20 protein-coding genes are annotated in these 21,613 nt (G+C 61.8%); 8 read left to right on the forward strand and 12 right to left on the reverse strand.

Annotation, left to right across the window (positions count from 1 at the left end):
• Nucleotides 1-231: 231 nt before the first annotated feature.
• The 6 genes from L1075_RS04160 to L1075_RS04185 all read right to left on the reverse strand — a co-directional run bounded on the left by L1075_RS04160 (nucleotide 232) and on the right by L1075_RS04185 (nucleotide 5,776).
• On the reverse strand, nucleotides 232-1,350 hold the full coding sequence (locus L1075_RS04160; RefSeq protein ID WP_246940169.1) for a succinylglutamate desuccinylase/aspartoacylase family protein: 1,119 nt from the start codon (nucleotides 1,348-1,350) through the stop codon (nucleotides 232-234).
• 48 nt (nucleotides 1,351-1,398) lie between these two features.
• Complete coding sequence (locus L1075_RS04165) at nucleotides 1,399-2,193, reverse strand: transporter substrate-binding domain-containing protein (RefSeq protein ID WP_246895453.1); 795 nt, start codon at nucleotides 2,191-2,193, stop codon at nucleotides 1,399-1,401.
• Nucleotides 2,194-2,270: 77 nt separating this feature from the next.
• Nucleotides 2,271-3,002, reverse strand: coding sequence for an ABC transporter permease (locus L1075_RS04170; protein WP_040242858.1), 732 nt, complete (start codon nucleotides 3,000-3,002; stop codon nucleotides 2,271-2,273).
• Complete coding sequence (locus L1075_RS04175) at nucleotides 2,990-3,706, reverse strand: ABC transporter permease (protein ID WP_040242856.1); 717 nt, start codon at nucleotides 3,704-3,706, stop codon at nucleotides 2,990-2,992. Before L1075_RS04175 ends, L1075_RS04170 begins: the two co-directional genes overlap by 13 nt.
• Nucleotides 3,707-3,727: 21 nt before the next feature.
• Nucleotides 3,728-4,498 (reverse strand): ABC transporter ATP-binding protein, encoded by a 771-nt coding sequence (locus L1075_RS04180; RefSeq protein ID WP_246895451.1) that lies wholly within the window; start codon nucleotides 4,496-4,498, stop codon nucleotides 3,728-3,730.
• Nucleotides 4,499-4,783: 285 nt separating this feature from the next.
• A complete protein-coding gene (locus L1075_RS04185; protein WP_246940172.1) occupies nucleotides 4,784-5,776 on the reverse strand; it encodes a succinylglutamate desuccinylase in 993 nt (330 codons plus the stop codon).
• A gap of 523 nt (nucleotides 5,777-6,299) precedes the next feature.
• Here L1075_RS04185 and L1075_RS04190 point away from each other — a divergent pair.
• Nucleotides 6,300-7,610, forward strand: a complete 1,311-nt coding sequence (locus tag L1075_RS04190; RefSeq protein ID WP_246940175.1) for a carbohydrate porin — start codon at nucleotides 6,300-6,302, stop codon at nucleotides 7,608-7,610.
• Nucleotides 7,611-7,721: 111 nt separating this feature from the next.
• On the opposite strand, the gene L1075_RS04195 is transcribed toward L1075_RS04190, so the two are convergent.
• On the reverse strand, nucleotides 7,722-8,753 hold the full coding sequence (locus L1075_RS04195; RefSeq protein WP_246940186.1) for an SMP-30/gluconolactonase/LRE family protein: 1,032 nt from the start codon (nucleotides 8,751-8,753) through the stop codon (nucleotides 7,722-7,724).
• Nucleotides 8,754-9,006: 253 nt separating this feature from the next.
• Here L1075_RS04195 and L1075_RS04200 point away from each other — a divergent pair, with 253 nt between their 5' ends.
• Nucleotides 9,007-10,641, forward strand: a complete 1,635-nt coding sequence (locus L1075_RS04200; RefSeq protein ID WP_246940189.1) for a methyl-accepting chemotaxis protein — start codon at nucleotides 9,007-9,009, stop codon at nucleotides 10,639-10,641.
• 110 nt (nucleotides 10,642-10,751) lie between these two features.
• On the opposite strand, the gene L1075_RS04205 is transcribed toward L1075_RS04200, so the two are convergent.
• On the reverse strand, nucleotides 10,752-11,189 hold the full coding sequence (locus L1075_RS04205; protein WP_246895446.1) for a hemerythrin domain-containing protein: 438 nt from the start codon (nucleotides 11,187-11,189) through the stop codon (nucleotides 10,752-10,754).
• Between the two features lie 101 nt (nucleotides 11,190-11,290).
• Nucleotides 11,291-12,361: a tartrate dehydrogenase gene (locus L1075_RS04210; protein ID WP_246940192.1), complete on the reverse strand. Its 1,071-nt coding sequence runs from the start codon at nucleotides 12,359-12,361 to the stop codon at nucleotides 11,291-11,293.
• A gap of 124 nt (nucleotides 12,362-12,485) precedes the next feature.
• On the opposite strand from L1075_RS04210, the gene L1075_RS04215 reads away from it, so the two are divergent.
• Both L1075_RS04215 and L1075_RS04220 read left to right on the forward strand, forming a co-directional pair.
• Nucleotides 12,486-13,412 carry a LysR family transcriptional regulator gene (locus L1075_RS04215; protein ID WP_246940195.1) on the forward strand — a complete coding sequence of 309 codons (927 nt, stop codon included), beginning with the start codon at nucleotides 12,486-12,488 and terminating at the stop codon, nucleotides 13,410-13,412.
• 101 nt (nucleotides 13,413-13,513) lie between these two features.
• Nucleotides 13,514-14,821: a glycosyltransferase gene (locus L1075_RS04220; RefSeq protein ID WP_246895443.1), complete on the forward strand. Its 1,308-nt coding sequence runs from the start codon at nucleotides 13,514-13,516 to the stop codon at nucleotides 14,819-14,821.
• A gap of 18 nt (nucleotides 14,822-14,839) precedes the next feature.
• On the opposite strand, the gene L1075_RS04225 is transcribed toward L1075_RS04220, so the two are convergent.
• The 3 genes from L1075_RS04225 to L1075_RS04235 form a co-directional block, all read right to left on the reverse strand.
• Nucleotides 14,840-15,520 (reverse strand): TVP38/TMEM64 family protein, encoded by a 681-nt coding sequence (locus L1075_RS04225; protein WP_246895442.1) that lies wholly within the window; start codon nucleotides 15,518-15,520, stop codon nucleotides 14,840-14,842.
• Between the two features lie 95 nt (nucleotides 15,521-15,615).
• Nucleotides 15,616-16,554, reverse strand: a complete 939-nt coding sequence (locus L1075_RS04230; RefSeq protein WP_246940199.1) for an ABC transporter substrate-binding protein — start codon at nucleotides 16,552-16,554, stop codon at nucleotides 15,616-15,618.
• Nucleotides 16,554-17,780, reverse strand: a complete 1,227-nt coding sequence (locus L1075_RS04235) for a TauD/TfdA family dioxygenase (protein ID WP_246940202.1) — start codon at nucleotides 17,778-17,780, stop codon at nucleotides 16,554-16,556. The genes L1075_RS04230 and L1075_RS04235 overlap by 1 nt, the downstream gene beginning before the upstream one ends.
• Nucleotides 17,781-17,936: 156 nt before the next feature.
• On the opposite strand from L1075_RS04235, the gene L1075_RS04240 reads away from it, so the two are divergent.
• The 4 genes from L1075_RS04240 to L1075_RS04255 all read left to right on the forward strand — a co-directional run bounded on the left by L1075_RS04240 (nucleotide 17,937) and on the right by L1075_RS04255 (nucleotide 21,564).
• On the forward strand, nucleotides 17,937-18,806 hold the full coding sequence (locus L1075_RS04240; RefSeq protein ID WP_246940205.1) for a LysR substrate-binding domain-containing protein: 870 nt from the start codon (nucleotides 17,937-17,939) through the stop codon (nucleotides 18,804-18,806).
• 45 nt (nucleotides 18,807-18,851) lie between these two features.
• On the forward strand, nucleotides 18,852-19,274 hold the full coding sequence (locus L1075_RS04245; RefSeq protein ID WP_246940208.1) for a hypothetical protein: 423 nt from the start codon (nucleotides 18,852-18,854) through the stop codon (nucleotides 19,272-19,274).
• Nucleotides 19,258-20,637: an NfeD family protein gene (locus L1075_RS04250; protein ID WP_246940211.1), complete on the forward strand. Its 1,380-nt coding sequence runs from the start codon at nucleotides 19,258-19,260 to the stop codon at nucleotides 20,635-20,637. Before L1075_RS04245 ends, L1075_RS04250 begins: the two co-directional genes overlap by 17 nt.
• A gap of 66 nt (nucleotides 20,638-20,703) precedes the next feature.
• Complete coding sequence (locus L1075_RS04255; protein WP_246940213.1) at nucleotides 20,704-21,564, forward strand: slipin family protein; 861 nt, start codon at nucleotides 20,704-20,706, stop codon at nucleotides 21,562-21,564.
• Nucleotides 21,565-21,613: the final 49 nt, after the last annotated feature.

Raw genomic sequence — 21,613 nt, forward strand, 5'->3', positions numbered from 1 at the left:
CCTTAGGGTTTCATACTAGGCGGGATGAGGTCGGCCAGCAAAGCGGATAAGGGGGCGCTTATCGATGCAGTTCGTGGATTTATAAGGACGTGTAGCAATCTTGGGTGAGGGTGGTGAGCGTTAGCTTACTTTTGAAACAACGGGCAGCGTGGGCTGCCCGTTGTCGGTGGTAGTTGTTGCGGTGAAATAAGAACGCGAGTAGGTGTGGTTATTTCTGCCTTTGGTGCTACTTTACGGCGCGAGTAGGTAGCCGCTGCGGTGTGCGTAGTGGCCGGCGACGTCGGCGACGATCATGCCGGCGGTGGCCATGCGGCGCTGGGTGCGGGCGTAGAACATGCCGTCTTGCTCGGCGCGCACGGGGTGTACGGCGTCGCTGATGGGGTCGATGATCTCGGCGATCAGGTCGCCGTTTTTGACTTCTTCCCCTGGCGTGCGATGGAAGACTACGACGCCGCCCGCGGGGGCGCGCAGGAAGTCCATGGCGGCGAGTTCGGTGGCGGGATACGGCAATGCCGGCAGGGGCGGTGCTTCGCCGTCGATCAGGGCGTGGTAGCGCATCCAGTTGAGAATCGCGTCGGCATCGCGTTCGGCGATGTCGCGGGCGACGTCTTGCTGGCCGCGTAGCTCGAGGGTGATCGATTGGCTGCCGTAAGGGATCGGATAGCGGTCGCCGAAACGCTCGCGCAGTTGCTCCCAGACCAGGGTGAAGCACTCGTCGAACGAGCCGCCGCCGGAGTCGGTGGCGAGCATGCTGGCCTTGGCGCCGAAATAACGCGCCAGGGGCTCGAAGTCGGGCCATGCCGCCGGGGTGGTGTAGAGGTGTTCGACGGCGTTGAAATCGCAGTGCAGGTCGAGAATGAAATCCGCGTCGCAGGCCAGGCGTTGCTGCGTAAGGTGCAGAGACGCGTAGGCCGAGGTCGCCGGCTGTTCATCGAGGGCAGCAATGAAGCGCCGACGAATCTCGGCCCGGTTGTGTTCGGCATCCTGCGTCAGCGCGCTTTCCAGCCCTTCGGCGATGTGCTCGGTGACGTCGCGATAGCCCCGGTTGAAGTTGCTGACGCTCTCGAAATCGTAGCGCCCCAGTGGGATGTCCATCAGTTGCTGGTCGAGCCCGATGGGGTTGGCGACCGGTACCACGATGACGTGCGCGTTGAGCTGTCCGGCCTCTTCCAGCGCTTTCAGGCGCTGCTTGAGGGTCCAGGCGACCAGCATGCCGGGGAGTTCGTCGGCATGCAGCGAGCCTTGGATGTAGACACGCTTTTCCGCCTCGGCGGGGCCGAAGTGAAAACTCTCCAGGCTGCGCTGAGTCCCGGGGACGGGGCTCAGCAGAGGATGGGCATGGTGTTGCATGGGGTGTCCTCGTGAATGCCGGCGGTTGATTTTGCCGCCGGCAAACGGTCATTTTTCGCCGACGGGCAGCGACAGGTCGTAGTCGAAGTATTGCTTCATCAGCTTTTCGTAGGTGCCGTCGGCATAGACGTCGCGAATGGCCTGATTGAATTTCTCCGCGAGTGCCTTGTCGCGCTTGCGAAATGCCATGGCCGCGCCCTTGCCGAAGATCGAGACGGGCTTCTTGATGCTCTCGCCGATCTTCTTGAATTCGCTGTCGTCATCCTTGAAGTGGAAGGTATCCACGGCGAGGGGATAGTCCTCGAAGGACAAGTCCAGGCGCCCCGACATCAGGTCGTTGGCGACGTCCTGGGAGGATGAGTAGCGGTGGATATCGAGGGTGTCGCCGTACATCTGCGTGACATAGCTATCGCGGATGGTGCCGCGCTGCACGCCGACGCTGAGCCCTTCGAGTGCGTCCTTGTCGCTGATGTCGATATCGCGATCGCGACGCGTGATCCAGACGCTGGGGGTGTTGTAGTAGGGGATCGAAAACAGCACCTGGTTTTCACGCTCGGGCGTGATGGCCATCGAGGAGAGAATGGCGTCGTATTTGCGCGAGAGCAGGCCGGGGATGATGCCGTCCCAGGATTGCTCGACCCAGGTGCAGTCGAGGTTGGCGCGTTTGCACAGTTCGTTGCCGAGATCGATCTCGAAACCTTCCAGCTCGCCTGCCGGTGTGCGATACACAAAAGGCTCGTAAGGCACGTCGATGGCCAGGCGTACTTCGTCGGTATCGCGGGCCTGAGCGGTGGCGGTCGTCATGACCACGCCTAGAAGAGTCAGCGCCAGGAGCTTTTTCATGGTAAGCCTCATTGGGATGTCGTTCGGCGGGTGTGGCTTGCCGCGTGCCCATGATATGGGCCGCGGCAAGCTGGGTGTCACCCGTTCAGCGGTTTGAGATGCGCCAGGAGTTTCTTTTCCAGATAGCGGAAGAGATACAGGATGGCGAAGGTCAGGCACAGGTAAATCGCCGCCACGAAGAGGAAGGCGTCGAAGGGCGCGTAGAAGCGTGCATAGACGAACCGTGCGGCCCCGGTGAGGTCCATGATCGTGACCACGCTGGCGATGGCGCTGGCGTGGAGCATGAAGATCACCTCGTTGCCGTAGGCCGGCAGGGCGCGTCGGAAGGCGCTGGGCATGATGATGCGCCGCATCATCAGCGCGCGTGACATGCCGTAGGCTCGCGCCGCTTCGATCTCACCGCGCGGCGTGGCCTTGATCGCGCCGTGGAAGATCTCGGTGGTATAGGCGGCGGTGTTGAGCGTGAAGGCGATCAGCGCCGGGTAGAAGGCGTCCTTGAGGATCGCCCACAAGAAGGTGTCCTGAATGCCTTCGATGAACACCACGCCGTAGTAGATAAGGTAAAGCTGGATCAACAGGGGGGTGCCACGAAACACATAGGTGTAGAGGAACACGGGCCACTTGATCCACTTGCGACGCGAGCCCCGTGCGATGGCCAGCGGTACCGCCAGCACCAAGCCGATGATCAGAGACAGAAATACCAGACGCACGGTGCTGCCCAGCCCGTCGAGGTAGTAGCCGAGCGTATTGGCCGTGAAGATGGCATTGTCCGAGAGTAGTTCGGTGAACCAGGCGTTTAGTTGTTCCATTCGTCTGCCTCCCCGAAACCGACGTTATAGTGTTTTTGCAGCCGCGCGACGATCCACTCCGAAACGCTGGCGATCAGTAGATACACCACGGCCACCGGGATCATGAACAAGAACGGCTCGTGCGTGGCTTTGGTCGCTTCGGCGGCGATACGCACCATGTCGGAAAGCCCGATCACCGAGACCAGCGCAGTGGTCTTGAGCAGTACCATCCAGTTATTGCCCAGCCCGGGAAGAGCGTGACGCATCATCTGCGGAAATTGAATGCGCCGAAAAATGAGCCGGTTGGACATCCCGTAGGCACGTCCGGCCTCGATCTGGCCGCTGTCGACGGCCAAGAAAGCGCCGCGAAACGTTTCGCCCATGTAGGCGCCGAAGATGAAGCCGATGGTCACCACGCCGGCGATGAATTCGTTGATGTTGATGAAGATATCCACATCGAACTGGTAGTAGAGCCAGTCGGTGAACATGTTGACGCCTATCTGGCCGCCGAAGAATAGCAGCATCATCAAGACGAGATCGGGCACGCCGCGAATGAGCGTGGTGTAGAGCGTGGCGATGCGATGGAACAGCCAGTGGCGCGACAGCTTGGCGCTGGCGGTGAGCAGGCCGAGGATCAAGGCCAGCAACAACGACAGCACAGCCACTTCCAAGGTGACCAGGGCGCCTTCGAGAAGCCGGGGGCCGTAGCCCTGCAGGTCGATCATGCGATTTTCTCCCGTCGGGCGTCAGTGCTTCGGAGCCAGGAACTGCTTGAGGCGGTCCGACTGCGGGTTGTCGAGGACCTCTTTCGGCGGACCGATTTCCTCGACCATGCCCTGATGCAGGTAGATCACTTGCGAGGAGACATCGCGGGCGAAGCTCATCTCGTGGGTCACCACGATCATGGTGCGTCCCTCTTCGGCGAGGTCGCGCATGACCTTGAGCACATCGCCGACGAGTTCGGGGTCGAGCGCCGAGGTCGGCTCATCGAACAGCATCACTTCCGGGTCCATGGCCAGCGCCCGGGCGATGGCGCCACGCTGTTGCTGGCCGCCGGACATTTGCGCCGGGTAGTAGTCGGCGTGATCGAGCAGCCCCACACGGTCGAGGAGTTGGCGTGCGTGTTCGGTCGCTTCGCGCTTCGACTTGCCGAGCACGTGAATCGGCGCTTCGGTGACGTTCTCCAGCAGCGTCATGTGGGCCCAGAGATTGAAGCTCTGGAAGACCATCGAAAGCTTGGCGCGAATGCGCTCGACCTGTTTCCAGTCGACCGGCTCGCGGCCACGACGCGTGGTTTTGAAGGCGATATTTTCGCCATGCACGATCAACTCGCCTTCATTGGGCTGTTCGAGCAGGTTCATGCAGCGTAGGAAGGTACTCTTGCCGGAGCCGGAGGCGCCGATGAGCGTGATCACGTCACCCTTGTGGGCGGTGAGAGAGAGTCCCTTGAGGACTTCGGTGTCACCGAAGCGCTTGGTGATGTCTCGTACTTCGAGGGGAATGGGCGTATCAGCCATGAAAAGCTCCAAACGTGGCGGTAAGTCACGGTCGGCACACCGGGTGGCGATGAAGAAGCCATTGAGCGCGGTGCGACAACCTTGGGGCGGCTAGCGCGAAAAAGGGAGCGATTCTAGCAGGCCGCAGGCGACCGAGCAGGCTCGATTTGGCGGCCGATGATACGACGTTTGTCGTATGGATGCGTCGTCTTGTGCATGAAAATCATCCTGTCGTTGTTGTCATTGTGCTACATCCTCCCGCCCACGTGGCTCACGACGGCGGGGACTGGGTTGGGAAGCGTCATGTCATGTCGGCGGCGGGCACGCGCGCACCAGTAGCGCCGCGCGTGCGCCGAGCTCCACCTGGGCATTGGGGAACACCACTGCCACCGGCGCTTCTTCGACGACGGTGTCGCCAGCTTGACCATCATGCGCGAGCTGGGTGCCCACGGCGAATTCGGTGAAGTTGGGCGTCTGCTCGGAGAAGCACAGTTCGAAGTCCTGCGATTGGCGCATCAGCTCGCTGACGACCCTGAAGAAACGCACATCCTCGAGATTTCCCGATGGCATCTGACGGCCCTCGAGCAATGCCTCGAGCAGTGTGAGCATGCCCGCCAGCGCGTCGAGGTCGTTCTCGCCGAAGGGGCGCACCTTGCCGAGTTCCAGCGTGAACGCCTGCGCGGCGTGATAATGCTTGGAATAATGCGAGAAGGTCCAGCTATGGCGATGCTGATGCAAGGCCGCCTGCATACCGGCGGCGGCCAGGCCATGCCATTGCGCGGGGTCGGTCTCGGCGTCGGCGAAGGGCTCGACGGCGAAGCGCGGATAGCGGCTGTCGCGAATCGCGGTGTGCATGTCGTAATGCACGCGCGGCAAGGTATGGCGCGCGAAGAAGGCATCGACGACGGCCATCAGCTCGCGAGCGCGGTCGGGCTCGTCACCTTCCAGGTCCAGGCCTCGCTGAAAAAGGCGATTGAGGTTGGTGGTGCAAAAGCGCACGCCCTGTCGAATCGCCTCGAGATTGCCAAGAATCACCAGTACCGGCGCGCCTAGTCTGAGCTGGCCGGCCTCGAGGCGCGCCAGCCATGCGCCGACGAGCTCGATGGGGGCGGTCTCGTTGCCGTGGATACCCGCCGAGACGACGCATGCCTGCGCCTCGGGGGCGAGTTCATCGGGGAGCAGTTCGAGTACGCCGGGTGCGTGCAGGCGATAGCGCCCGCCGGGCACCTTTCCACTGCGTCCTTCGCGCGGCTCGACGGGATCAGCGTCGAGACTCGAAGCGAGCCACTCGTCGAGCATGTTCAACGCTCCTCGCGGTGCGCACCGCATGCATCGGTTACGGCACCGAGGATATGCAGGCCGGTAACTAAGGAGTCTTGCTCTCGAGACCCGTCGTGATTCGATGACGGCGTGAGGAACGCTTGGTCGATCATGTCGTGCGCCTGCTCTTCTGTTGTTGTGCGGTTCGAGTCACTGCAAGGGCCGCTGCGTGCCAGCGTCGCATGACCGCAAGCATCGCTAAGGATGCACTGAATAAATCGACGAGCGATTCGCTCGTGCAGGCATTTATGCAGTGTTTTCCTAATACGGCATTAGCAATGTCGATGCCTCTACAGTACGAACCGGGCGCACCATCACAAGAGGGGAGGTCGGCGTAATGAAAATGCCCGGTCTCAAGATGAAAACCGTGTCACTGAGGATAATCGACGACGTCTGAGAGCAAGAGGAGGTGTTGGGACACGGGAGGCTTTCATGATGCCGTATTCGAGAATATTATTAACGTGCTATTGATAACACGCTAACTAAAAGAGGATGGAACATCATGACCTCGCGCACGTTCGGCAGGCTTCGCGCAGGTGGCGCGCCGCTCGTCATCATCGGCAGCTTCTTGATCGCCGGTACAGCCCACGCCTATTCGGCCTTCGCGCCGGATTCTCCTTATATGTTCGGTGACTGGGGAGGAGAGCGCACCGCGCTGGAAGACGCCGGCGTTGCTTTCAGCTTTGATTACGTCGGCGAGGCCGCCACCATTCTCGACGGAGGCTACCGCGACAGTCACGTGACCAAGTACGCCGATCAGTTCGCCGTCGGGGCCAACGTCGACCTCGACAAGCTGGCCGGTATTGCCGACGCGGAGTTCCAGATAACGATGGTCAACCGCAATGGCCATACGGCCAACGACCGGCTCAGCGACCCGGACGCGACGGTCGGTGGCTCCAACGTGCAGGAAGTGCAGGGGCGCGGGCCGGTCACGCGACTGACGCAATTCTGGTATCGCCAGCGGTTCTTCGACGACGCCTTGGCTATCAAGCTGGGGCGGATTCCCTTCGGCGATGATTTTGCCACCATCGACAGCAAGTTCCAGAATCTGGCGTTCGGCGGGGCGCAGCCGGGCAACTGGGGCAACAATATCTATAACTGGCCGATCTCGCAGTGGGCGGCGGTTATCCGTACGAACTTCGCGTCCGATTGGTATGCCCAGTTGGGGGCTTTCAATATCAATGACAGCAATTTGGAGAACGACAACGGCTTCGATCTGCGCACCAGTGGCACTGAAGGCACGCTTTTCCCGGTGGAACTCGGATACACCCCGACGTTGAATGGCATGGAAGGCGCCTACAAGCTCGGCTTCTACACCCAGAACGTGGAGAATCGCGCCTATGGCGATGGCCCGGCAACGGAGACCAGCGATACCAATACCGGGCTCTACTACGTGGTTCAGCAGCAGGTGACGACGCGCGGCGGCAATCCCGATCGCGGGCTGGCGTTGTTCAGCATGGGCAATGCCAACCACGGCGATACGGCGGGTATCGATCGTTACGTTTCGATTGGTGCGACCTACGAGGGACCATTCGACGCCCGCCCGCAGGATGACGCCGGCATCGGGTTGGCTTATCTCCACGTCAATGACGACGTCAACGACTACGTTGATTACTACAACGCCACGCCGGCGGGTTTATCCTCGCCACTGCCACGCCAGGGCCACGAGTACGATGCCGAGATTTATTACAGCTTCAACCTGACCAACTACTTGGCGTTGCGTCCCAACCTGCAGTACGTGGTCAATCCATCGGCGGTGGATTCAGTCGACAACGCCTGGGTCGCCGGCACCACGATCCAGGCGAGCTTCTGAGTCACGCAGCGTGCCTCGGTACTCACGTTAGGCCATCACGCGTTGCCGGACAGCACGAAACGCCCGGTTTCATGGAAACCGGGCGGATGTCGGATGCGCGGAAAACGGTGCTTAGGCTCCGCGCGCACCGGTATAGAGCGTGTAGATCGATTGGCTGGCCGTCATCAGCAAGCGGTTGCGGTCTTCGCCCACGAAGCAGAGGTTGGCGCAGACTTCGGGTAGCAGAATGCGCGCTAGGCGCTCGCCGTCGGGGGTGAAGACCGAGACTCCGTCCTTGCCTTCTCCGCCTGACACGCCGGCCCAGATATTGCCGTCCTGATCCAGCGTGATGCCGTCGTAGCCTTCATCCTTGCTCGAGATCACCGTCTCACGTTCGCCTTGCGCGGTGCCGTCCTCCGCCAGGCGCCAGCGCGAGATGGTGGCCGGCTGGTCGGGATAGTGGGACGGCGCGGTGTCGCTGGCGTAGAGCGTGCGTTTGTCGGCGGAGAGCGCGACCCCGTTGGGCTTGTAGAGCGCATCGGAAAATAAGCGTGGCTCGTCGAGGTCGTCGTCGATGTAGTAGATCGCTGGATCGAGTTCTAGCTCACGCTTATGGCCTTCATAATCCACGTGCGCGCCATAGCCGGGGTCGGTGAACAAGATGCCCCCGTTGTCGAGAGCCACCAGATCGTTGGGCGCATTGAGGCGCTTGCCCTGGAACTGGTCGGCTAGGGTCGTGACGCTGCCATCCCATTCATAGCGGACCACGCGCGCGGGTGAGTGCTCACATGCTACCAGGCGCCCCCAACGGTCGAAGGTATTGCCGTTGGAATGACCGACGCCTTCGCGCAGCACGCTGACTTCTCCCGTGGCTTCATCCCAGCGCATCTGCCGGGCGCGGGGAATGTCGCTGAATACGGCATAGCGGCCCACGGCATTCCAGGCCGGGCCCTCGAGCCAAAGGCCTCCGGTCCATTGCTGTTCGAGCGGCGTGTTGAAGATGTAATAGGGCTTGAAACGGTCATCGAGCACTTCCCAGGCATCATCCGGATAACGCTGTGGTGTGCTGGCACCGTTCGTGTGCGCCAATAGCGTCGGCGCGAAGGTGGCCGTGGCGGCAAGGGCGCTGGAAGTGGCGAGAAACTGGCGACGTCCCATCTGCATGGCGTGAAGATCCTTTGCATTTGTTGAGTGTGATGTGTGAAGGGTCCCTGTCTTTTTGAATGTAGAACTAATATGTACGTATGTTGAACCTATTCGACCAATGGGCGAGGGACGACGGTGACGCACGTCGTACAAGAGAGCTGGTCGAAGTGGGCACTCACATTGCAGCGATACCCTAAAGAACCGGCCTTGGTGGTCGATAACTCTTCTGTGTCACCCATAGTGAATACGTAAAAAGGGGCAAGGGGGGTCAATGGCTAATTCGAACGTGGTCGCTCACGCGGGCGAACCGACGGCGCCGGCGGTATCGCACGGTTCTCATGCGGAGACGACACGTAAGCAGTGGACGCTCAAGGGGAAGTTATGGCTGACGCTGGCGCTGATGTGGCTGGTGATGATCGCTATCGTGGTCAGCATGGCGTGGCAAAGTCGGAATACGATGTTCGATGAGCGTCAGGCGGCGCTTTCCAATACCATCGGCATGGTGCATACCCTGCTGGATGGCTACGCCGAGCGAGTCGAAGCAGGTGAGCTGAGTGAAGAAGAGGCCAAGGCGCGGGCCACCGAGGATCTCGACGCGATGCGCTTCGGTGCCGACCGTGACAATTATGTCTTCGTCTTCGATGCTGACGCGAAACTCGTCTATCACCCTCGCCGTGACGCGGGCTCGGATATGTCGGACTACGAGGATCCCAACGGCGTCGCGGTGTATCGTGATCTAGCCTCGCTTGCCGGAGAGGGCGGCGGTTATCTGCCGTATTCCTCGCGTGATGCCAGCAGCGATGCGCTCTTTCCCAAGCTCAGCTACGTCGAGCGCTTTGAGCCTTGGGGCTGGAACATGGCGGCGGGTGTCTACACCAACGACATTCAGTCGGCCTTCATCGACAAGTTGTGGCAGTACGCGCTGGTCTTGCTGGTGGCGGGTGGTCTCCTGACCGCGGCCTTCCTGCTGGTGATCCGTAACGTGTATCGCAGCCTGGGCGGTGAGCCGGATGAAGCCGCCCGCGTCGTGGGACGTATTGCCGAAGGCGATCTGATTACGCCCACCACGTTGCGTGACGGCGATACGCACAGCCTGATGTATGCCATCGAGCGCATGCGCCTCGAGTTGAGCAAGACGATCGCGCGTATCCGTGAATCCGGGGAAGCCATCGACCAAGGCGCGCGCGAGATCGCCACGGGTAACAACGATCTTTCTGCGCGGACCGAGGAGCAGGCGGCCTCGCTGGCACAAACCGCGTCGAGCATGGAAGAGTTGACAGCGACCGTGCGGCAGAACGCGGAAAACGCTGACCAGGCCAATAAGGTGTCGGATGCCACGACGGCGTCGGTGGTGCATGGCCAGGAGGTGATTTCCCAGGTGGTGAGCACCATGGGCGAGATCCGCAGCAGTTCCAGCAAGGTGGCCGATATCATCTCGATGATCGATGACATCGCCTTCCAGACCAACCTGCTGGCGCTCAATGCCTCGGTGGAAGCGGCGCGTGCCGGCGAGCAGGGCCGTGGTTTCGCGGTGGTCGCCAGTGAAGTGCGCAATCTGGCCAGTCGCAGCGCGGATGCCGCGCGTGATATCAAGTCACTGATCGAAGGTTCGGTGAGCCACGTCAACGCTGGTGCCGAACTCGTTGATCAGGCCGATAGCGCGATGGGCGAGATCCGCGAGGGCGCCCAGCGTGTCAGCGACTTGATGGCTGAAATCTCCGCTGCTTCACAAGAGCAGTCCTCGGGGATCGAGCAGGTCAATCAGGCCGTGACGCAGATGGATCAGGTCACGCAGCAAAACGCGGCGCTGGTACAGCAGGCTGCGGGTGCTGCCGGTTCGCTCGAAACGCAAGCGGGTGATCTTTATCAGGCCGTGGTGCGCTTCCGCGTAGCATCGGACCACTGATACCGGTCCTGTAACGTTCGCCTCGCAACTTGCGACGGCGGAAGACACGAACGCCCGGCGAGAATATCTCGCCGGGCGTTTGCGTTATGACGTGGCTATCAGTCCTCCTCTCAAGATGCCAGGCGCCGCATTTCTTCCTGGTAGGTGTCGGCCAGCGACTGCTTGGTTGCATCGTCGAAGACGCGACCGGCCAGTTGGAAGACTTCCTGTTCTTCTTCGTCGAGATGATGAGTGACCATCTCCTGCAGTTGGCGCGCCGTTGCCAGCCAGGACGGTGAGCTGTAATCGGTCTGTTGCAGGGTTTCGATCAGTTCGTCGATCTCATGATGCTCGGCGACGCTGTGGCGGGCTTTTTCCTGCGTCATGTCGTGTTCCATCATGGGGATGTAGAGCGCGCGCTCTTCCGCCCCCGCATGATGTTCCAGCTCGGCGCGCACGCGTTTGAACAACTCGTCGCGACCATCACTATCGCCGTGCGTCTTGACCAGCAGGTCGAGCAAGGTGCGCTGCCTATCGTGGCTTTCGCGCAGTGCCTCGAATATCGTCATGATCCTCTCCCTGGAGCGGTTACGGTCTGGGCCGTGGCTTGTCGTGCCACGTGCCCATCTACCTTAGGCGACTCACGGGACTCGTGCGACCCAAGCGCCCCTCAGATCGCCTCGATGATCGCCTGCGCCAGATCGCGTGTCGTGCCCTGACCCTTGAGGTCGGGCGTCAGCACGTTGGTGTCGGCCTTGGCGAGTACCGACTCGATGGCGTCGAGCATGGCCTTGCCGGCATCTTCGTGACCCAGGTGGTCGAGCATCATGGCGCCGCACCAGATCTGGCCGATGGGGTTGGCGATGCCTTGGCCGGCGATATCCGGCGCGCTGCCGTGTACGGGTTCGAAGAGGCTGGGGAACTTGCCTTCCGGGTTGATGTTGGCCGAGGGCGCGACGCCGATGGTGCCAGTGCACGCCGGGCCCAGGTCGGAGAGGATGTCGCCGAACAGGTTGCTGGCGACGACCACGTCGAACCAGTCGGGGTGGAGCACGAAATTGGCGGTGAGGATGTCGATGTGGAACTGATCCACATCGACCTCGGGATAAGCCGTGTGCATGGCTTTCACGCGTTCGTCCCAGTAGGGCATGGTGATCGAGATGCCGTTGGACTTGGTGGCCGAGGTGAGCTTGCCGCGCGGGCGCTTTTTGGCCAGTTCGAAGGCGTATTTGAGAACGCGGTCGACGCCGGTGCGGGTCATCACAGTCTCTTGCATCACCGTTTCGCGCTCGGTGCCTTCGAAGATCTTGCCGCCGATGCTCGAATACTCGCCTTCGGTATTCTCGCGTACCACGTAGAAGTCGATGTCGCCGGGCTGGCGGTCGGCCAGAGGACTCTTGATGCCAGGCATTAACTTGCAAGGACGCAGGTTGATGTATTGGTCGAACTCACGCCGAAACTGCAGCAGCGATCCCCATAGTGAGATGTGGTCGGGGACCTTGTCGGGCAGGCCCACGGCGCCGAAGAAGATGGCGTCGAAGCGGGACAGCGTGGCTTTCCAGTCGTCTGGCAACATCTGGCCGTGCGCGAGGTAATAGTCGCAGCTGGCGAAGTCGAAGTCTTCGAAGGTGAGGTCGAGATTGAAGCGCTCGGCCGCGGCCTGGAGGGCGCGAACGCCTTCCGGAGTGACTTCGGTGCCGATGCCGTCGCCGGGAATGACGGCGATGTTGTGTGCGGTCATGAAGGGCTCCTTCAATAATCGGGGGAACGCTACGTCTTGGTGTGTCCCTTGAGTCTAGCGTGCGGTGTCACGATGATAATCAAGCTAAAATGCAAGCCACTCTTGAATAAAAGTGGAGAATGATGTGACGCCGCTCGACGATCTGGCCTTCTTTCAGCAGGTAGCACGTTCGGGCAGCTTGACCGGGGCCTCGCGTGAGCTCGGTCTATCGCTGTCGGCGGTGAGCAAGCGCCTCATGCAGTTGGAGGCGCGACTCGACGTGTCGCTTGCCACACGCACCACGCGGCGGTTGACCCTGACCGCCGAAGGGGAGCGCTATCTGGCGCGTGGCGCGATGATTCTCGGTGACCTGGGTGATCTCGAAAACTCACTGCGAGACCAGGGCGCTTCGTTGTCGGGACGGCTTCGAATCAATGCCACGTTCGGCTTCGGACGGCGCCATGTGGCGCCGCTGATCTCGCGCTTTGCCGAGCTCCATCCTCAACTGGAACTGCTGCTGGAATTGACCAGCTTCCCGCTGGGGCTCGACGAGCAGGGGTTCGATATCAACATCCGCGTCGGCGAGCCGCCGGATTCGCGTTGGATCGCCAGGCGGTTGCTCACCAACCGTCGGATACTCTGCGCGGCACCTGATTATCTAGCCGGCGCCCCGAGGCTCGAACAACTTGAGGATCTGGCCCACCATCGATGCTTGATCGTACGCGAGAACGATACCGACTATTCGCTATGGCGGTTCGAGTCCACCGACGGCATACGCACTCAGCGCGCCATACGCGTTCACGGTCGCCTGGCGAGCAACGATGCCGAGGCCATGACGCGGATGGCACTCGATGGTCACGGCGTATTGCTGCGCTCCTGGTGGGATGTCCATGAGTACCTGGCGAGCGGCGAACTAGTGGCCTTGTTGCCGCAGTGGCAGGGAGTTCGCGCGGATTTTTACCTGCTTTACAGTGAGCGAATGCGGGACAGCGTACGGATGCGCAGGTTCATCGATTTCATGATCACGGAGATGACCGGCCGTGTGCCCGAGTTACCTGACGCATCACGTTAACCCCATCGCTGGCCTTTGGTGCCATGCTATCTGCTATGATATGCCGCCTTGCGGCGGGCCAGGCCGGCGTCGCGCTTTCGAGGTCATAGGGAGTCGAGGGATTGAATATCCTGATGTTCACCAACACCTACTGTCCGACCGTGGGTGGAGTGAGTGAATCCGTTCAGCGTCTCAAGCGGTGCCTGCAGCATGCGGGGCACAGTGTGTTGGTCGTCGCGCCCAAACTGGACGGTCAGCCACGTTTCGAGCGCGATGTGGTGCGTGTGGTGGCCATGCAGCGCTTCAATGGCAGTGACTTTTCTCTTCCGGTGCCGGTGCCCGGCCAACTCTACGAGGCCATCGAGGAATTCGAGCCCGACCTGGTGCATTCCCACCATCCCTTCCTGCTCGGCGATACCGCAGCACGCGTGGCGCAGACCTATGGCCTACCGTTGGTCTTTACCCATCACACGCTTTACGAGCACTACACGCATTACGTGCCCGGCGACTCGCCGCGCATGCAGCGTTTCGCCATCGCGCTATCCAGTGAGTACACGCGGTTATGCGATGCAGTGATCGCGCCCAGCGAGAGTATCGCTGCACTATTGGCCCAACGGGGCGTGTTGCCCGACAAGGTGCGCGTGATTCCTAGTGGCGTGGATACGCGCGCCTTTGGTCGAGGGGATGGGGCGCGCTGGCGTCAGCGCTTTGGCATCCCCGAGGATGCGATGGTGATAGGGCACGTGGGGCGCCTGGCGATGGAGAAGAACTTAGGTTTTCTGGCCGCGGCGTTATCGCGTTTCCTGGCGCGTCATCCCAAGGCCCGGGTCTTGGTCGTCGGCGAGGGTGAAGCCCGTACGGTGATGCACGACCATGCCGCCCGCGAGGGCGTGGCGGATCGTTTTCATTACACCGGCAAGCTGCACGATCAAGCCTTGATCGATGCCTACCATGCGATGGATACCTTTGCTTTCGCCTCGCACAGTGAAACCCAGGGCATGGTCATCGCCGAAGCCATGGCGTCGGGCCTGCCGGTGGTGGCGGTCGATGCCAGTGGCGTGCGCGAAGTTCTGAGCGACGGCTTAAACGGCATCATGCTTCCCAGCGATGATGTCGAGACGTTCGCGAAAGCGTTGGAAACGCTTCAAGAACCGATGTTGCATGCCAGGTTGCGTCAGGGAGCGTTCGACAGCGCGCATAAGCTTGATGATCGACGCTGTGCCGAGCGCTGCTTGGGCATCTATCGTCAGGTGCTTGAGGCCGAGGCGAGCGTGGCGGAGCGTGATGATGGTGCCTGGGAGAAGGTGCGTGGGCGTCTCGAAGCCGAGTGGCGTTTGCTGCGGCATCGCGGCCGGGTATTGCGCTCGGTGTTTCAAACCGTGCCGGAGCGCGACGCAGTCCAGGCCAAGGAAGAAGCCCCCAGTAAGTGAGCGCTCACAGGATGGGCGTTACACGCGCTTGCTACGTCGCTCTGCATAACGCTTGAGTCCCCACAAAATACCCATGGCGACGACGATGCCGCCGACGGCGATCAGCAATCCCTCGCGGCTTTCAGCGGTGACCAGCGACCCCAACTGACTTCCCAGCAAGGTGACGCCAAGTAGCCCCGGGGCTATTCCCAAGGTGGAGCCGAGCATGTAATCGCGAAAACGCAAATGGCAGGCGCCGGCCAGCATGTTGGTCAGGGTGAAAGGTGCCAGCGGCAGCAGGTTGAACAGCACCATGGTGCGAACGCCGCGTCCGGCGAGAAGCCGAGCCAGGCCGTTGAGCTTCTGGCCGCCGTGGCGTAGGAGTGCGTCGCGTCCTAGCGCTCTCCCTACCCAGTAAGTGGCGATCGACGCCGACAGCGTCCCCAGCATGGCGTAGACGAAGCCCCAGGCGGGGCCGAAGACCAGGCCGGTGGCAGCGACTAGCACGCTCAATGGAAAGACGACCAGGGAAGTGAGGGCATACACACCCATGACGGCCAGAGGCGCCCAGGGGGCGTCGCGCCATGCGGCGGCATTTTGCAGCAGATGGAGCAGCGCTTGCGGGGTCAGAATGTCGTGCATGGCGAGCCATTGCCAGAGCAGGCCACAGCCGAGCATGACACCGAGCAATGTGAAGAGAATTCCGAGAGAACGAGACATGCGGGCACTCTATGCGTGAACTGCGCCAAGCATACGTGAGAGCCCGCACGGGGAAAACACGGCACTTTGCGTGCCGTGTCGGGCGCGGACCACTCTTACAGTGACAGCGCCTCTTTCACTACCGGCCAAGCTGCGTCGCCATCGGTAGTGGTCACGCCGTCGAGCATTTCCTCGACGCGATCCGGATGATCCTCGATCCAGGTCGTGGCCACGGTGTCGAGCTCTTTCTCATCAAGACCAAAGGCCTTGATCATCCAGCTTTGCTGTTCCGCCGTGAAGGTGTAGTTCTCGAAGAACGTCGTCAGGTTGGGGTTGTCGTCAGCGAAGTCTGAGCCCATCAGGGTCAGCACCTGGCTGGCACCGTTGCCTTCACCGAACAGGTTCTTGCTGTCCTCCAGGTAGCGCATCGGCAGCTCGAGGTTCATCCAGTGCGGCGTCCAGCCGACCCAGACGATGGGGTCCTCGCGTGAGATGGAATCGCGCGCCGCGCTTAGCATGCCAACGGTGCTGGTATCCACTAGCTGCCAGTCGCCGAGTCCCCAAGTGTCGTTATCGATCGCCTTGTTGAGGATCTCGCTGGCGGCGGACCCGGCGCCGAAGCCATGAATCTTGCCGTCGAACATGTCGCGGTGCTCGTCGAGATCTTCGAACGAGGTCACACCTTGTTCGTAGACATACTCGGGCACCGCTAGCGTCATTTGCGCACCATCGACGTTATTGGCGATACGCTTCACGCTTCCTTTGTCTTCCATGGGAGTGAGCATCGGCTCTTGCGCCGGTAGCCAACCGCCCAGGAACACGTCCACATCACCGCTTTCCATGCCTTGGTAGATGACCTGCAGGCCGATATCGTCGGTCTGCGCCTGATAACCGAGGGGCGCCAACAGCTGGCTGGCGATCTCGGTCTTGACGGTAATCCCGGGCCACGACGGCACGCCAAAACTCACTGTGTCAGCGGCTTGGGCCGGCAGTGCCAGGCCGATACCGGCGGCAAGCGGTAGTCCGGCGAGTAAGGGACGAAGCGAATGAGACATCAGAAAACTCCCGTTTCATTGGTGGATGTTGTCGGAGTAGCGGGCGCGGCTGTAGAGGCGTGGCGCGCCAACACGCGTAGATGCGATTCGAGGTGGTCGATGTCCAGGTAGGTGCCTTGCAGGTGGCGACGGCCGGTATTGGGATCGAAGGCGCCGCGCCCATGCAGTACACGGCGGTTATCGAAAGCCACCATCTGACCGGGTTCGAGCGCGAAGTCGACGCGGAAGCGCGGCTCGCGCAGGCGCTGCCAGAAGATCAGGTATGCTTCGTACCAGGCATCGGCTTCTTCCGGCGGGAGACGCAGGGTGTCGCGAATCCAGTTGTTGAAGCGGATTTCGCGAAGGCGGCCCGTGTCATCGACGTCAATGACCGGTGCGCGCACGGCGATGTCGCTATCCTCGTCCTGAAAGCGGAAATCGATAGGCGTGTCGCGCAGGCGAAGGAAGACGTCCGGTGCTTCGTGGCGCAGTGCCTCGGCCACGGCGAAGCCATCGGCGAACAGCGATTCGCCGCCTTCGGCTTCGTTTTCCAGGCAATACAGCAGCTGGATGTCCGGCGGATGGCGCCAGTTGGGGAGGTCGGAATGCAGCTCGAGGCCGATGGCCGTGTAAGCGGCATTATTGGGGTTGGGCTTGGACTGAACGTCGAAACGCGCCCCGAAGTTGGTGGCACGCATCGGGCCGAAGAGCTCGGCGATGCGCACGACTTCCTCGAGCTCGCGCGGGCCGTCGTCGAGTAGGACCAAACCATCGCGCAGCAGGGCAGTCAACCACTCACGACGGCCTTGGTTACCGCCCATCATCTCGGCATGCGGCACGTGAGCCGGTGTGAAGCCTTCCGGCCACGCGACGGCACGCGGGACGCCATCATCGATGTGCGTTTCAGGACGACGCTGATGCAGCCAGCCGGCGTCGAAGCGCGATTCGTGTCCGTCGGCCCAGCGCAGCACCAGCACGCCGTCTTCGACGGCAGCTTCGGGATGGGCATTCAGGAAGTTTTCGTCTCCGAGAGGCTTGTAGAGGCGTTCACGCGTCATGGGGTGACGGCATTCGGGGCAAGCGCAGTGATCGCGCAGCCAACGATAGCTGTAACGCGCGGTATCGGCGTTATCCCAGGTTACCTCCAGCGCCTTGTCGTGGGCCTGGCTGGTGCGCAACGCGGGCCCTTGTACGTAAGGGAACAGCTCACTCATTTCGACGGCGGGGGATTGGCTCTGGGACTGCATATCGGCCTCCTGGTGTTGGGTCGTGCGAATCGGCCTCTAGCATGTCGCCTCATGGCGACATTAGACAAACGATGAATATCGGACCTAAGGCCAAGCTTTGCTAATGGGCAGCTTATTGACGATCATGGGCGGACGTCCATTACCACCGAGTTCACCATGTCCCTGCCACCGATTCTGTGGATGCAAGCCTTCGAGGCTGCCGCGCGTACGCTGAGTTTCACCCAGGCTGGTCGCGAGCTGGGCGTGACGCAGTCGGCCATTAGCCAACGGATTCGCCTGCTCGAAGACCGTCTCGGCCAGGCGCTATTCGTGCGGCACCCGCGGAGCCTGTCGCTGACGCCGGCCGGACAGGCCTGGCTGCCAAGCATTCAGGAGGCCTTTACACGCATCGCCGAGGGTACTGCCGAGGTCTTCGGACCGCACCCCGACGCGCCGGTGACGCTGCGGGCCACGCCTGCCGTGCAGGCTGGTTGGCTGGCCACCGAACTGACCCATTTCCATCGGCGCCATCGCGATGTCACGGTGCGTCTGGTGAGCGCCGTGTGGCCTGGCGACTTCAGCGCCGAGGGTGTGGACATGGAGATTCGCTACGGCCAGGGTGATTGGACCGATATGGAGTCGGTGCTGCTCAACGAGGAAGTCATGCTACCGGTGTGCTCGCCGGATCTGGCCCGTGAGTTGCAGACGCCCGACGATTTGGCCGGGCATACCCTGTTGCACGCCGCCGGCTTCGCGCTGGGCTGGCCGAGCTGGCTGGCGATGGCCGGATCCGAAGGGCTGGAAGCGCGTTGTGCTTCGTTCATTTGCGATACTCAGGTCGCCACGCTGGCGTTGGCCGCACGCGGGGCGGGCATCGCGCTGACCCATCGGCGCCTCTTCGATGGACGTGACGATCTGGTGGCGCCCTTTGAATTGTGCATGCCCACCGACGAGGCCTTCTGGCTGGTACGCCCGCAGGCGCGGGTATTGCGTCCTGCATGCGAGGCACTATGGGAATGGTTGCGTGATGCACGTGAACTAGACTGACGGCAGTGGCCCATGAATGAGGCTGGCGAGCCCGAGGAGACGAGCATGACGAGGTATCGGCACGCGGGTGATGTAATGCCTGTCGCGATGGGCATTGTCTTGTTGTTGGCGGTGGCAGGGATTACGACGGCCAGCGCGGACGGTGTAAAGGTCTACGATCCCGAGAGCGGGCGCTTGCTGCCGCTCGAGTCGCACCAGGGCGGACATGAGGACAGACGATACGACCGTGAGCGTCACGCCTGGCATGGATGGGATGAACCTGGGTGGCGAAAAGGACGCGATCGCGTCAACGTGCACCCGTCGATCATAGTGCAGCCCAGCGCGTCTTCGTCGCCAGGCGTCGAGACGCGCTCCGCCACGCCTGAAGGTAGCCGTGTATGTCGCGGGGACGACGGTGCCACCACTTGGTCGACGCGCCCTACGCCTTGTGCCTCGGCTTCGGAGAGCCGCGATGCTACGCCGCAATGACGGAGTCGTAATGCGCCGCTGCCTGATGTGGGCCTGCCTGGTGCTCGCGGGTCTGGGGCTGTCGTGGCTGGCGAGTGCGCAATCCGACGCGCGTGACGCACCCCACGGCGTGGTCCTGAGCATCGACGGCAGCATTGGCCCCGCCACCAGCGATTACTTTCAGCGCGGTCTCGAACGTGCCGACGAAGCGGGTGCCTCGCTGGTGATTCTCGAACTCGATACACCGGGCGGCTTGGACGCCTCCATGCGTGACATGATCCGCGCGATGCTGGCCTCGCCGGTGCCGGTGGTGAGTTATGTGACGCCCGCCGGCGCGCGGGCCGCCAGTGCCGGTACCTATTTGCTATATGCCAGTCATGTCGCCGCCATGGCGCCAGCCACGCACCTTGGCTCGGCGACCCCGGTGCAGCTCGGCGGAGGTGGCGGCGAATCGACGCCGGACGAAGCGCAAGAGGGCGACGATCAGGAGACGTCGTCATCGGCGATGGAGCGCAAGGTCCTCGAGGATGCGGTGGCCACGATTCGCTCGTTGGCCGAGCGTCATGGACGCAACGCCGAGTGGGCCGAACGCGCCGTGCGCGAGGCGGCCAATCTCACGGCCAACGAGGCGCTGGAGGCCAATGTCATCGAGGTCGTGGCGAACGATCTCGACGACTTGCTGACCCAGCTCGACGGGCGGCGTGTGGTCATGGAAGACGGGGAGCGCACGCTCTCTACGGAAAACATGACGCTTGAGCGTCAGCCACCGGACTGGCGCGCTAAGGTGCTGGCATTCATCACCGATCCCAACGTCGCCTATTTCCTGATGATCATCGGCTTCTACGGGCTGATCTTCGAATTGCTGAGTCCAGGCACTCTATTTCCCGGCGTGATCGGCGCCATCAGTCTGGTATTGGCCATGTATGCCTTCCAGATGCTCTCGGTGGGGTATGCGGGCCTGGCACTGATTTTCCTAGGCATGGCGCTGGTCGTGGCCGAAGCGTTCGTGCCCAGCGTTGGCGTGCTGGGCTTCGGCGGACTCGCCGCCTTCGTCGCCGGCTCGGTGATGTTGATGGACGACACGCATCAGGCGCTGGCGTTGCCTCTGGTAGGCGGTGTGGCGCTGGTGGCCGCCGGCTTCCTATTGTGGGTAGTGACACGCTTTTTGGGCATACGCCAACGCCGTCCGCAGGGCGGCCAGGAGGAAATGATCGGCCAAGAGGCCACCGTGCTGGCGGATTTCCAGGGGCAGGGCAAGGTCATGGTGCACGGCGAGCGCTGGCAGGCGCGCTGTGCATCGCCCGTGGCACGCGGTCAGCGGGTGCGGATCGTATCCAACGAGGGCTTGACGCTGATCGTCGAGCCAATGACGGCAACCCCTTAGTCGCCATGCGGCGCCTGGGGCACGCTATCGTTTATCGAGAAGGGTTCATCGAGAAGGAGTAACGCCATGTACGCGAGTTATGCCTATTTAGTGCCGATCGTCCTGGTCGTGCTGTTGCTGTTTGCGGCGATACGCATCTTGCCGGAGTACAAGCGCGGCGTGGTGTTCTTTCTGGGCCGTTTTCAGGCGGTGAAGGGGCCGGGGCTGTTGTTGCTGATCCCGGGAATTCAGAAGATGCAGGTCGTCGATCTGCGCACCGTGACGCTGGATGTGCCGGAACAGGACGTCATCTCGCAGGACAACGTCACCGTGCGTGTCAACGCGGTGCTGTACTTTCGCGTGGTCGACCCGGAGAAGGCCATCATCCAGGTCGAGAACTTCGGTGTCGCCACCAGTCAACTGGCGCAGACGACCTTGCGCTCGGTACTCGGTAAGCACGACCTCGACGAGATGCTCTCCGAGCGCGACCGACTCAACAACGATATCCAGGAGATCCTCGATGCACAGACCGAGTCATGGGGCATCAAGGTCGCCAATGTCGAGATCAAGCATGTCGACCTCGACGAGAGCATGATTCGCGCCATCGCCCGGCAAGCCGAAGCCGAGCGCGAACGGCGTGCCAAGGTGATCCATGCCGAGGGCGAGCTGCAGGCTTCGCACAAGCTGGTCGAGGCCGCCGATGTCATGTCCAGCAACCCGGCGGCACTGCAACTGCGTTATCTGCAGACGCTCAGCGACATGAGCAACAAGAATGCCTCGACCATCGTGTTCCCGCTGCCGATGGACATCATGGAGGCCTTCAAGGGGCACTTGAACAAGGCAGGCGGTGCGTCTTCGCAAGGCCAACCCCCGAATGGAGCGGCGGCATCCGGCACGTCGTCGGGCCGCGCCTCGGCGGATGACGAGACACCGGGCAACGAAGCGTGACAGACGGCTGTCATCTCGAGCGGTTAGAATGTCGCCTCGTTTTCACGAG

The sequence above is a fragment of the Chromohalobacter beijerinckii genome, from assembly GCF_023061185.1.
Taxonomy (GTDB): domain Bacteria; phylum Pseudomonadota; class Gammaproteobacteria; order Pseudomonadales; family Halomonadaceae; genus Chromohalobacter; species Chromohalobacter beijerinckii.